Annotated in this window: 10 protein-coding genes and 1 pseudogene; 9 read left to right on the top strand and 2 right to left on the bottom strand. The window is 58.6% G+C overall.

Annotated features, from left to right (window positions below):
* Positions 1 to 16 precede the first annotated feature (16 nt).
* From AD669_RS12620 to AD669_RS12595, 6 genes are all read left to right on the top strand, one after another.
* A complete protein-coding gene (locus tag AD669_RS12620) occupies positions 17 to 970 on the top strand; it encodes a glycosyltransferase family 2 protein (RefSeq protein ID WP_053120163.1) in 954 nt (317 codons plus the stop codon).
* 13 nt (positions 971 to 983) lie between these two features.
* Positions 984 to 2,402 (top strand): oligosaccharide flippase family protein, encoded by a 1,419-nt coding sequence (locus AD669_RS12615; protein ID WP_053120161.1) that lies wholly within the window; start codon positions 984 to 986, stop codon positions 2,400 to 2,402.
* Between the two features lie 30 nt (positions 2,403 to 2,432).
* Complete coding sequence (gene galE, locus AD669_RS12610; RefSeq protein WP_053120159.1) at positions 2,433 to 3,488, top strand: UDP-glucose 4-epimerase GalE; 1,056 nt, start codon at positions 2,433 to 2,435, stop codon at positions 3,486 to 3,488.
* Positions 3,485 to 4,960, top strand: coding sequence for a family 16 glycosylhydrolase (locus AD669_RS12605; RefSeq protein ID WP_053120157.1), 1,476 nt, complete (start codon positions 3,485 to 3,487; stop codon positions 4,958 to 4,960). The genes galE and AD669_RS12605 overlap by 4 nt, the downstream gene beginning before the upstream one ends.
* Positions 4,961 to 5,108: 148 nt before the next feature.
* Positions 5,109 to 6,128, top strand: coding sequence for an acyltransferase (locus AD669_RS12600; RefSeq protein ID WP_256218851.1), 1,020 nt, complete (start codon positions 5,109 to 5,111; stop codon positions 6,126 to 6,128).
* Positions 6,129 to 6,242: 114 nt separating this feature from the next.
* Complete coding sequence (locus AD669_RS12595) at positions 6,243 to 7,145, top strand: bestrophin family protein (RefSeq protein WP_053120153.1); 903 nt, start codon at positions 6,243 to 6,245, stop codon at positions 7,143 to 7,145.
* Between the two features lie 7 nt (positions 7,146 to 7,152).
* Here the strand turns inward: AD669_RS12595 and AD669_RS12590 are convergent, their stop codons facing one another.
* On the bottom strand, positions 7,153 to 8,172 hold the full coding sequence (locus AD669_RS12590; protein WP_053120151.1) for a LacI family DNA-binding transcriptional regulator: 1,020 nt from the start codon (positions 8,170 to 8,172) through the stop codon (positions 7,153 to 7,155).
* Positions 8,173 to 8,359: 187 nt separating this feature from the next.
* Here AD669_RS12590 and AD669_RS12585 point away from each other — a divergent pair, with 187 nt between their 5' ends.
* The 3 genes from AD669_RS12585 to AD669_RS12575 all read left to right on the top strand — a co-directional run bounded on the left by AD669_RS12585 (position 8,360) and on the right by AD669_RS12575 (position 11,927).
* Positions 8,360 to 9,553: a Gfo/Idh/MocA family protein gene (locus tag AD669_RS12585; protein ID WP_053120149.1), complete on the top strand. Its 1,194-nt coding sequence runs from the start codon at positions 8,360 to 8,362 to the stop codon at positions 9,551 to 9,553.
* A 19-nt stretch (positions 9,554 to 9,572) separates the two neighbouring features.
* Positions 9,573 to 10,625, top strand: a complete 1,053-nt coding sequence (locus AD669_RS12580) for a sugar phosphate isomerase/epimerase (RefSeq protein WP_156316156.1) — start codon at positions 9,573 to 9,575, stop codon at positions 10,623 to 10,625.
* A 69-nt stretch (positions 10,626 to 10,694) separates the two neighbouring features.
* The gene (locus AD669_RS12575) at positions 10,695 to 11,927 is read left to right on the top strand and encodes a nucleoside permease (RefSeq protein ID WP_053120145.1); all 1,233 of its coding nucleotides are present in this window, start codon (positions 10,695 to 10,697) and stop codon (positions 11,925 to 11,927) included.
* 156 nt (positions 11,928 to 12,083) lie between these two features.
* Here AD669_RS12575 and AD669_RS12570 read toward each other — a convergent pair.
* Positions 12,084 to 12,365: pseudogene (locus AD669_RS12570) on the bottom strand (LysR family transcriptional regulator); the annotation flags it as partial.
* Positions 12,366 to 12,513 lie beyond the last annotated feature (148 nt).

Raw genomic sequence — 12,513 nt, 5'->3', positions numbered from 1 at the left:
AGCAGGAGAAACAACCGTGCCCAACCCAGTCCTCCGTACAGCGCATTCCGTGTGCGTGGTCATCCCGATGTACAACGGCGCCGCCAGTATCGAGCAAACGCTGGCATCCCTGGCCGACCAGACCCGCCTGCCCGATCACGTCATCGTCATCGACGACGGCTCCACCGATGACGGCCCGCAACGGGTCAGGGATTTCAAAGCGCCGTTTCGCCTGACGTTGCTGCAACAAGCCAACGAAGGCCAGTCCAGCGCGCGCAACCACGGCATGCGCCACAGCCAGGAGACGTTCGTGGCGATGCTGGATGCCGACGACCAATGGCGTCCGCAAAAGCTGGAGCTGCAACTGGCCCTGTACGACGAACTGACTCGTCAGGGCCGACCGGTGGGGCTGATCGACTGCTATGTGCAGGTCAATTACAGCGACGGCAGGCGGCAAATGGACAACCGCCTGAAGAACGGCATGCACTTCTACGATTTCATCCACGCCAATGTCGTCAACGGCGTATCCGCGGCCCTGGTCAAACGCGATGTGATCATGCAGCTCGGCGGCTTCGATGCGGGCCTGCGTTACAGCGAAGACCGCTTCATGTGGACACGAATCGCGGAAAACTGGGAGATCCACACGGTGCCGCAGGTGTTGCTGGAGCGTTCGATCAACAGCGGCAACATGACCGCGCAGCCGAAAAAGTACTACCAGAACAAGATCCGCTTCATTGAGGTTTACCTCGCCCGTTACGCCGCACAGTTGAGCAAGCAGCAACAGATCGACTTCGTGCTGGGCAACCACACCGATTTTCTCAACACATTTTCCCGAGGCGGCGAGCATGTCGAAGTGATCGACGTGTACCAGCGCATGTTCCGGCATTCCTGGCAAACCCTGATCTTCGACCACGGTAAGCCGACGTTGCGCTACCTCTACGCCCGCGCCAAAACATTGCGCAAGCCAACGGTTTCAACCGCCGCTCATTGAACCGGTATCCGCCATGGCCAATCGTCGCCTCATCACACTGGGCTGGATATTCACCGAGAAATTCGGACTGATCTTCCTCTCGATGATCACCTTTGTTGCCTACGCCAGGCTGCTGTCGCCCGCCGAGTTGGGCGTGGGCACGATCATCATTGCCATCGTCGAATTGGTCGGTCTGGTGTATTCATCGGTGCTGGAAGACCCGCTGGTACGCCTCGAGCGCCTGGAGGAAAAACACATCAGCACGGCCTTCTGGGCGTCGGTCATCGTCAGCCTGTTGTCCATCGTGATCATTTCTGCCGCAGTGATGCTGTACACGCAGGATCCGTTGCTGCGATGGATGACGGCGGCGGCCTCGGTGAAAATCCTCTTCACCATGATGGCGAGGGTCTATGTGGCGCAGATGCGCCGCAGCGGCAATTTCAAGATGCTGGCGTCGCGTACGTTACTGGGCAAAGTCTTCGGCGGTGTTGGCGGCATCGCGGTCGCGCTGTGGGGATTGGGGGCCTGGGCGGTGATTGCCCAGGCACTGATCATGGAGTTCGTGTCGATCATCGTGTTGATGCGCGCAGAGCCACGGCGCATAGCGTTTCATATAGACCTTCGGTTCTTGCGCGAACTGTTGAAGGCCGGCACTCCGGTTGCCATCAACGCACTGAGTTCTCAGACACTGCAGCGCGGGGTCAACGTGGTGCTGGGGATGACGGCCGGCGCGAATGCGGTCGGCATGTTCAACATGGCAATGCGCATCATCGATCTGCCACGCACGGCCATTTATAACGGCCTGCTCAGTTATGCGCTGCCGGTGTTCTCACGACGCAGTGCGGAGCCGGGACGACTGCTCGGGATCCTTGGCGATTCCACCGCCGTCAGCGGCTTCGTGTTGACGCCGTTGTTCATCGGCATCGCGCTCACGGCCAACGACCTCATCCTGTTGATATTCGGCGCCAAGTGGGCCGAAGCCATTCCCCTGCTGCAAGTGCTGGCTTGCACAGTGGCCATTGGCAACACCGCCATGTACGCCACTACCGCACTGGTGGCGGTCAACCGCTGCCAGCTGACGATCAAGGCGGAAGTGCTCACCACCGTTCTGGCGCTGGCGCTGGTCTACGGCTTTGGCAGCGTTTATGGCGGCATGGCCGCCGCCATTGCCCTGTTGGCGCGGATGCTGATCATCACCCCCCTGCAAATCCGTGGACTCAATGCGGCCATCGGCTACGGCTGGCAGCGGTTCTTCGACTCCAATTACCGCAGCGTGACGGCCTCCCTGGTGATGGCCGCCACCGTCTCGTATGCCTCGGCACACTCAGGTTTGCAGGGCTACCTGCACCTGATCGGCAACGTTGTGATCGGCGCGCTGAGCTATGGCGTGACGTATAGCGTCATGCACCCGCGCTGGCCGCAAGAATTCAAATCGGTTTTTACCTCCCGCTGAATTCACTCCCTGAGACAGGAAGCCCGCACTATGCGCAAAACGACCTTGATTACCGGAGGGGCCGGCTACATTGGCTCACACACCGCGTTGGCACTGATCAATGCCGGTCACCCCGTGGTGGTGCTCGACAATTTGAGCAACAGCTGTCGAGAGTGCATCGAGCGTCTTGAGCAACTGACCTTGACGCGGGTCGATTTCATCCACGGCGATATCCGCGATGCGGCCCTGCTGGACGACATCTTCCGACGCTATGACATCGATGCCGTGGTGCATTTTGCCAGCCTCAAATCCGTTGAAGAAAGCGTGCGCAAGCCATTGGATTACTACACCAACAACGTCGCCGGCACCCTTGAACTGTGCCGGGCGATGGCGCGCAATAACGTCTTTCAATTGGTGTTCAGCTCCTCGGCCACGGTCTACGGCGAGCCGACACGGATACCGATTGCCGAAGATTGCGGCACCGGCAAACCGGTCAATCCCTACGGCCGCACCAAGCTGATGATCGAAGAGTTACTCACCGATCTGTGCCACTCCGACCCGCGCTGGAGCATCGGCTTATTACGCTATTTCAACCCGATTGGCGCCCACGAAAGCGGAATGATCGGCGAAGATCCCCGAGGCCGTCCCAACAATCTGTTGCCGTGTCTGACCCAGGTCGCCATTGGCCGGATTGCCGAACTCACGGTGTACGGCAGCGATTACCCCACGGTGGACGGCACCTGCGTGCGCGACTACATCCACGTGGTCGACCTAGCCATCGGCCACCTCAAGGCACTGCTGGTGTTGCAGCGCAATAATGGCATCCATTTCTGGAACCTCGGCACCGGCGTGGGCTACAGCGTGCTGCAGATCATCCAGAGCTTTGAAGACATCACCGGCATCACCATTCCCTACCGTTTCGCCCCGCGACGCGAGGGTGACATCGCAAAATGCTGGGCCGACCCCGGCAAGGCTGGACGCGAATTGGGCTGGACGGCGCAACGCGATCTGCAACAGATGATTGTCGATACGTGGCGGTGGCAGTCGTGTAATCCGCAGGGGTATCAGTCTTCCTTCGAAGTGCCAACGCTGACTGCAGTCAAATGAGCGTTAGAGGCGCTTTGCTGATCGCCGTGCTGGCGGTTTCGATGGCGGGCAACGCCGCATCGACGCCGCCCGCTGTACCCACCACCGGGCTGGTGCTGTGGCTGGATGCGGCGGATCCGTCAACGATGACCCTGGACGGACAGAACCGTGTCCGGCATTGGAAGGACAAATCCGGCAAGGGCAATGATGCCAGCGTCGACGAGGCCGTCGCGCCGCCACAGCGCATGGCGAACGCACTGAATAGCCTTCCGGTGGTGCGTTTCACTGGTGAGTCGGGGTTTCTGGGTACGACCCTGCGCAGCGCCAAAGGCCCGGTGACGGTATTGATCGTGTCGCGCCGACTGCCCGAACAGGCCGGGAGTGACCCTTGGCAACGCTTGTTCAGTTCACGCCCGCAGCCGTCGCAAAACGATAACGTGCTGCCGAATATCGCCATCAGCCTGGCGCAGACCGACGCGTACGCGCCGACGGTGTCCGTGCTGGAGCTTTACGACGTACCGATTGGCCCGTATGGGGTTGGTCTTAATGCCGTGGGCAATGCCGAAAACTTTCGTGGCGACATCGCCGAAGTGCTGGTTTACGACCGAGCGTTTGCCTCCCTCGCCGAGCGCCAGCAAGTCTTTCATTACCTGGCAAACAAGTGGTCAGTGGCCGTCCCCAGCGTGGCCAATACCTGGACGCGCGTGGGGTCGCTAGGCCGGTTGCCGACGCGGAGTAATCCCGATCTGCCGCTGTCCGATCAGGCCAATGCCGGTCAGTGGACGCTCAACACGACCCTGTCGGACGAGTTCAATGGCACCGCCCTCGATCGCACCCGCTGGCACGTCAATAACGGCATCGGCAATGAATCGCTCGGACGTAAACCGGCGCTTTACTCGCCGAACAATGCCTTTGTCCACGATGGCAACCTGAACATCGTCTTCCGCAAAGAAAGCTTGCCCGACAAGTACGTCAAACTCGGTTTCAAGGACTACACCTCAGCGATGGTTCGCACCCTTGAACGCGGTTTTTACGGTTACTACGAAGCACGGGCCAAGCCGATGAACTCCGCCGGCTCAAGCGCATTCTGGCTGGCGTGGACGGGCATGATGGACAACGCCACCGAAATCGACATTTTCGAAATCGGCGGCAAAACCAAAAATGCCGCCCTCGACCGTTTGTACAACATGAACGCCCACCTGTGGGCCACGCCGCAAAGCAGCGAACACATCGCCGACGGCAGCATTTGGCTGAGTCCATGGCGCCTGGCGGAAGACTTCCATGTCTACGGCTTCGACTGGCAGCCCGACACCCTGCGCTGGTACGTCGATGGCGTGCTGGTGCGGGAATCGAAGAACAGCCACTTCTTCTTCCCCATGGAGATCGTCTTTGACAGTGAGGCGATGTGGAAGTGGTTCGGCATCGTCGATGATGCTGACCTGCCCTCCACCTTCGAAATCGACTACATCCACATGTGGCAACGCAGTCCATAGCCGTCTCATCAAACCGGGGGACGAATCGCCACGGCTTCAATCGCTTTCGCCTGGGGTCACGTTTCAGTGACCAGAGTCGTCAGTTTCAATCAGCGCGAAAAAGTCTGGAGCGCCCTATATGAACAACCGACGGCTGCAGGAACTGGATTTGCTGCGCTTCCTCGCCGCTATCGCCGTCGTGATTTTTCACTATGCGTTTCGCGGCTATGCAAAAGGCGACATGTCGACGATGCCCTATCCCTGGTTGGCCGAGCCTGCCAAATACGGTTATCTGGGCGTCGAACTTTTTTTCATGATCAGCGGATTTGTCATCCTGATGACCGCGTCGAGCAACAACCTCAGCGTATTTTTCATATCCCGCGTCGTGCGCCTCTGCCCGGCGTTCTGGGTGTGCTGCACGCTGACCTTTTTGTTCACGTTAGCCATCGGCCAGCCACGCTTCTCGGCCGATCTTTACCAATACTTGATCAACATGGCCTTTCTGAGCGAGATGCTGAATGTAGAACCGATCGATGGGGTGTACTGGTCACTGTTTGTAGAAATAAAGTTCTACCTGATGATTTCCGTCCTGTTGAGCGTGAAGAAAATAGACAAAATCGAACCGTTCCTCGTGGCCTGGCTGCTGGTTTCTGCAACAGCGGAAATACTGGTGTTGGAAAAGCTACGCTCGCTATTGATCACTGATTACGCCGCCTACTTCATCGCCGGAGCCACGTTCTACCTCGCGTGGGTCAAGGGTTTTAACAAAACCCGGGTTCTGCTACTGCTGGGCGCGTTGGCGTTAGCCTGCTTTACCGCGATGGTGTGGGCCGAATCGATCGAAACCAAATACTCGACTGAATACAATCCGCTGATCATCTGCGGTCTGATCGGCCTGTTTTTCATCCTGTTCTACTTGATCACGACCAACCGAACGCCTGCGATCAGTCGGCGCAACTGGACTGTTCTCGGTGCACTGACTTATCCGCTTTACCTGCTCCATCAAATGATCGGCTTCATGATCTTCAACATCGCTTACCCGGCGGTTAACCCGCACCAGCTGTTCTGGGGCACCATCATCCTGATGATTGCCGCGTCCTGGTTCATCAACAAGAAAATCGAAACGCCGATTGCCCGCTTCATCAAAAGATACCTTTCAATCTCCTTCAAACGTGTCAGAGCCGATTAGCCGGCTTCCTGCACCCCTATCTATCATGCCCCCCGCCGCCCTCATCGAACCTTGCAGCGAAAACACCGTCCGAGCTAAGGCATCAATGCTTCCCGCTCGCCACGAGGTTTCCGTTTGAAAGCTGCCATCGTCAAAAAATACCGTTTGATCATCAAGACCCTGGGCTATGTCGGCTGGGCCTTGTTCTGGCTGTTGTTGTGGGACATCGCCGTCACGGTCGACTTCATGCTGTTTCTCAACGCCAAGCTGAATTTGCCGCTGATGCCCCTGACGTTATTGGGCTCGGCATTGATCGTGTTGATCAGTTTTCGTAACAGCAGCGCTTACAACCGCTGGTGGGAGGCGCGGACGCTGTGGGGTTCGATGATCAACAGTTCGCGCAGTTTTGCCCGGCAGGTGCTGACCTTGCTGGATGATCCCGGCACCGAGGTGAATCCGGTCAAGTCGACGTTGCTGCGCCGTCACGTTGCTTACGTGAATTGCTTGGCGGCGCATCTGCAAGGTTTGCCTTGCCCTGAGGAAGTCCGGGCGTTTATTCCCGCTGACGAATTCGCCCGCAGTGGCACGACCAATAACTTCGCCAACGACATTCTCACCGGCTCCGCTGCGTTGTTGGCGCGGGAATACAAGGCCGGGCGTCTGGACAGCATTCGTCTGGCGCGGCTGGAATCGACGCTGGTGGATCTGTCGAACAGTCAGGGCGGTATGGAGCGAATCGCGAATACGCCGCTGCCCTACCCTTATGTGTATTTTCCGCGCCTGTTTATCTCGCTGTTCTGCCTGATCGTGCCGGTGGGCCTGGTGGAGTCGCTGGGCTGGTTTACGCCGCTGGCCTCTACCGTGGTCGGGTTTATGTTGCTGGCGATCGAGCGCATCGGCACCGATCTGCAAAGCCCGTTTCGCCACAGCGAGCATCAGATTCAGATGGAAGCGCTGTGCGAAACCATCGAGAAAAACCTGCAGTCGATGCAACGCGATTCGTTGGGCGACGTGCGCCGGCACGGTGAAATTGCTTGAAGCTTGCTTAAACCGGCTGCGTTTTGCTAGCCGCGCAAGGGCCTGAACTGGCGCGGCCGGTGAACTCGAACGGCAGCACGACGTGGCGCTTGGGCAGCGGCTTTTTATCGATCAGCATGATCAGCATTTGCACGGCTTTCTCACCGAACGCCTCAGCGGGTTGCGAGATGGTCGTCAGGGGTGGATCGCAGTAGGCGGCCATCGGAATATCGTCGAAGCCCACCAGCGAAATGTCCTCAGGCACGCGCAAACCCGCTTGCTTGATGCGTTTCAAGGCACCGATGGCCATCTCGTCGTTTTCACAGAAAAGCGCAGTTGGCTTCGTGGCCATCGTGAGCATTGTCGAAGCGCCGACGAACCCGGCATTCAGGGTGAAGTCGCCATGGCAGACCAATTCCTCGTCGAAACCGATTCCGGCTTCGCGCAAAGCGGCCTGATACCCGGCCAGTCGGTCGCGTGTCAGAGGACTGCTTCTTGAGCCTTTGATCAGCCCGATCCGCTGATGTCCCAGCGCGATAAGGTGTTCCGTCATTGCCTTGGCGGCCGCGAAATTATCCAGGCTGATGGTGGCGTGACGCCCGTCGCTGATGACTTCGCAGGCATTGACGATCGGCGGCAGATCCGCGCTCGAAGCCGCGGTATCAAAGGGGTCAAACGCGCGCAGTTGAATCACGCCGTCCGCCTGGTGGGCATATACCAGTTCGGCGAATTGCCGCTCGACGGCTTCTTGCCCTTGAGTATCGCAAAGCAGCAGCCGATACCCGGCCGCCTGCGCCGCCTTCTGCGCCCCACTGATCACCCGTGCGAAAAATGTATTGGCGATTGCCGGAACGAGGATCACCAGGTTGCCGGTTTTTCGCGAGCGAAACTGCACGGCCATCAGGTTCGGCCGGTAGTTGGCTTGTTCGACGGCGGCGTTGACCTTGTCGCGGGTTTCGGGGAGCACCCTCTCCGGTGATTTCAGTGTTCTGGACACCGTCGCCACGGATACACCTGCCAGTCGAGCCACCTCACGGATATTTGACACAAACGCCTCGCGTGTTCGGAAGATCGAGTGCGGCAGCTTACCGCACGTCGCGACAGGCGGAAATGTCCACTCCACATCGTCGCAGGATTTGACACTGCCGGAATTGAAGCCTAAATTTCCGGGCAGATGTAACCGGTTACATCACCACTCAAGCATAGTGAACAATTACCCTACCGAGACGAGTCACATGAGTTCAGCAGGTCGAAAAATAAGAATGGGTTTTGTCGGCGGCGGTGAAGGCGCCTTCATTGCTCAGGCGCATCGGCAGGCGGCACGCCTGGATGGCCAGTTCGAGCTGGTCTGTGGTGCCTTCAGTCGCACGCCTGAAAATAACCAGCGCACCGCCGCTGCATTGGGTGTGCCTGCCCAGCGCTGCTACGAAACCTGGCAGGCGATGCTCGACGCCGAAAGTGTGCTTGCGCCTGAGCAGCGCATGGAATTGCTGGTGATCGTCACGCCAAACCATCTGCATGCACCGATAGCCAGTAAAGCGCTGCGCGCCGGTTTCCATGTGTTCAGCGAAAAACCTGCTGCGCTGGATCTTGCTGAACTGCAGTCGCTCCGACACGACGTCATCCACAGCGATCGAATCTACGGGCTGGCTCACACTTACCTCGGCTATGCGATGGTCTGGCAGGCCCGCGAAATGGTACGCAGCGGTGTGATCGGCCGCCTGCGCAAGGTGCTGGTCGAATATCCTCAAGGCTGGCTCAGCGAAGATGTCTCCGGACGCGGCAATAAACAGGCGGACTGGCGAGATGATCCCGCGCAGTCCGGCATCGGTGGCTGCATCGGTGATATCGGCACTCACGCCTTCTCTCTCGCGGAGTTTGTCGCCGACCAGAAAATTCAACACGTCAGCGCAATGCTCAGCGCTCACTTCGATAACCGTCAGTTGGATGACGACGCCTCGATGCTGTTCAAAATGGCCGATGGCGCCAGCGGTGTATTGATCGCCAGCCAGGTCTGCGCGGGAGAGGAAAACCCGCTGAAGATCCGCCTCTACGGTGACAAAGGCGGGCTGGAGTGGCGTCAGGAAGACCCGGCCAGCCTGATCCATCGCTCGATTGACCAGCCGATCCGCCTGTTGCGCTCAGGCGTCGGGCAACCCTGGTTGTGCGCCGACGCCTTAACGCGGATGCGCCTGCCCGCCGGGCATCCGGAGGGTTATCTCGAAGCGATGGCCAATCTTTATCGCGCACTGGCGCAATCGATTTTGCACAAAGTGCCAGGCCACGATGCGCCGGGCGTTCCCGGAATCAACGTTGGTTTACGCGGCATGGCGTTCATCGAGACGGCCATCGCCAACCATCGGGGTGACGCCAAGTGGAGCGAAATCCCCGACACCTACACCGCAGGAGAATCCTCAGATGAACGCTGAGTTGCGACAGACCAAAGGCATGCGCGGGCCGGGTATTTTTCTCGCCCAGTTCATGTCCAGCGAGAGCCCGTTCCATACGTTATCCGAGATCGCGCAATGGGCCGCCTCCCAAGGCTACAAGGCGATCCAGATACCGACCCTCGGCACGCAATTCATCGACCTTGAGCGAGCAGCCGAGAGTCAGGATTACTGCGACGAACTCATCGCCACCTGTGCGCGAGCGGGCGTGGTCATCAGCGAACTGTCGACGCACCTGCAAGGCCAGTTGGTCGCCGTGCATCCCGCATTCGACGCCGTCTTCGACGACTTCGCCCCTGAACATTTACGCGGCCAGCCCAAGGCTCGCACAGAGTGGGCAATTTCCCAGCTCAAACTCGCCGCCCGCGCCAGTCAACGCTTAGGCTTGACGGCTCACGCGACATTCTCCGGCGCCTTGCTCTGGCCGTTTCTGTACCCGTGGCCACAACGCCCGGCCGGGCTTGTCGATGAGGGGTTTGCCGAGTTGGCGCGGCGCTGGTTACCGATCCTCGATTGCTTTGAAGCAGCGGGCGTTGATCTCTGCTACGAGATCCATCCTGGGGAAGATCTGCACGACGGCGCCTCGTTCGAACGCTTTCTCGAAGCGGTGAATCATCACCCGCGCGCGGCGATTCTCTACGATCCAAGCCATCTGCTTTTACAACAAATGGACTATCTGGGTTTCATCGATCGCTATCACGAGCGCATCCGCATGTTCCACGTCAAGGATGCCGAGTTCCGTCCCGACGCCCGCTCCGGCGTGTACGGCGGGTATCAGGGCTGGATGGATCGGCCCGGCAGATTCAGATCGCTGGGCGATGGCCAGATCGATTTCAAGTCGATCTTCAGCAAATTGACCCAATACGATTTCAGCGGCTGGGCCGTGCTGGAATGGGAATGCTGCCTGAAGGACGCCGCCCAGGGCGCCGCAGAAGGCGCGGCATTCATAGAGCAACACATGATCAAGAAGACCGACAAGGCTTTCGACGATTTCGCCCGTGTGACGGCCGATCAGCAATCCAATCGACGACTGCTCGGCCTGGGCGCTGACTGACGCCACAGCGGCTGGCCACTAACGTCTATCCAATAACGTCTATCCAATAAGAATAATAGGGTGACTGACATGCCTGGAATTAACGCGCGACTGAGCGCGATGATGTTTCTGCAATTTTTTATCTGGGGTGGCTGGTTCGTCACCCTCGGGACGTTCCTCACCACGACGCTGGCTGCCAGCGGCGGTCAGGTGGGCATGGCCTTCTCCACGCAATCGTGGGGAGCGATTTTCGCCCCGTTCGTGATTGGCCTGATTGCTGACCGCTTTTTCAACGCGGAACGCATTCTGGCGGTGCTGCATCTACTGGGCGCCGCCCTGCTCTATCAGCTCTATCTCGCTGATGATTTCAGCGCGTTTTACCCTTACGTCCTCGCCTACATGATGGTCTATATGCCGACCCTGGCATTGGTCAATGCCGTCGCGTTCAGGCAAATGAAAGATCCCGCGCTGGAGTTTTCGCGGATTCGCGTTTGGGGAACGATCGGCTGGATTATCGCCGGGCTGGTGATCAGCTTCGGCTTTGCCTGGGACTCTCAACAGGCCATCGCGGAAGGAGCGCTGCGCAACACTTTTCTGATGTCCGCCGTCGCCTCGTTGATCCTTGGTGTCTACAGCTTCACTTTGCCCGCGACCGCGCCGCTCGAGCACGGTGAAAATAGCGGTGGGCTCAAACAGCTGCTGGGGGTGGAGGCTCTAGGTTTGCTGAAGGATCGAGGCTACCTGATCTTCTTCATCGCCTCGATTCTGATCTGTATTCCTCTGGCGTTTTATTACCAGAACGCCAATCCGTTCCTGTCCGAAATCGGTGTTGAAAACCCCACCGCAAAAATGGCCATCGGGCAGGTGTCTGAAGTGCTTTTCATGTTGCTGCTGCCGCTGTTCATCCATCGTTTCGGCATCAAAATCGCACTGTTGATCGGGATGTCGGCGTGGGCGTTGCGATATTTGCTGTTCGCCTATGGCAGTAACGGTGATCAAGCCATGATGCTGCTGGCCGGCATCGCCTTGCACGGCGTCTGCTATGACTTCTTTTTCGTCTCAGGGCAAATCTACACCGACGCCAAAGCCTCCGAACGCTTTCGCAGTTCCGCGCAGGGACTCATTACACTGGCCACCTACGGCTTTGGCATGCTGATCGGATTCTGGGTAGCGGGTCAGGTGACCGACCACTTTTCGACAGCGGGCGTTCACGACTGGCGAAGCATCTGGCTGTTTCCGGCAGCCTTCGCCATCGCGGTGTTTATTTTGTTCTGGCTGACGTTCACCGGGCGGAACGAGCGCGATATGAAACCTGCGATATAAGTGCGACCCGCCGATCGCTGCGCGTGCCAGCGGTGGTCAGACTTGATCGTCACTCGGGTCATAACTGTTCACATTGGGCACTTGCAGATGCAGGCGCCCAAGCAAGTCAACCAGCGTGTCGACCTCGCCCGGGGTCAATCCGCTGAGCAGACGCGACTCGCGCTCCAGCGCCACTTTAAGCACTCGGTCATGCAGCTCCTTGCCGCTGGCCGTCAATCGCACGGTGTAACGCCGCGCGTCCTTGGGATCCAGCTGACTGGTGATCCGCCCCACCTGCACCAACAATGGGTCATTGAAATGCTCGCGCAAGCGCCCGAGTGCCGAGCTGGTCGCCGACTGCCCCAGATGTAATCGCTCAGCCGCGCGGCTGACGCTGCACTCACTTAACAAAGCGTCCAGCGCCACTAAAAGATTCAGATCGAGTCGTCGATAGCGCATGGAACAGTTCCTGGAAAAGTAGCAGTATCAAACCCGACTGATGGATGCTGCGATCGGAGTGCCCAGAGTCGGACGAAAGTGAGCATACTGGATCGTTCATGCTGTGAAACGAACGCTCGGCGACTTTTCATAAGCCCTCACCAGGATT

The organism is Pseudomonas sp. P1.31, assembly GCF_001269815.1.
GTDB classification, from domain to species: Bacteria; Pseudomonadota; Gammaproteobacteria; order Pseudomonadales; family Pseudomonadaceae; genus Aquipseudomonas; species Aquipseudomonas rustica.
The sequence above is the reverse complement of the archived record's forward strand: the minus strand, read 5'-3'. Positions and strand labels throughout refer to the sequence as shown.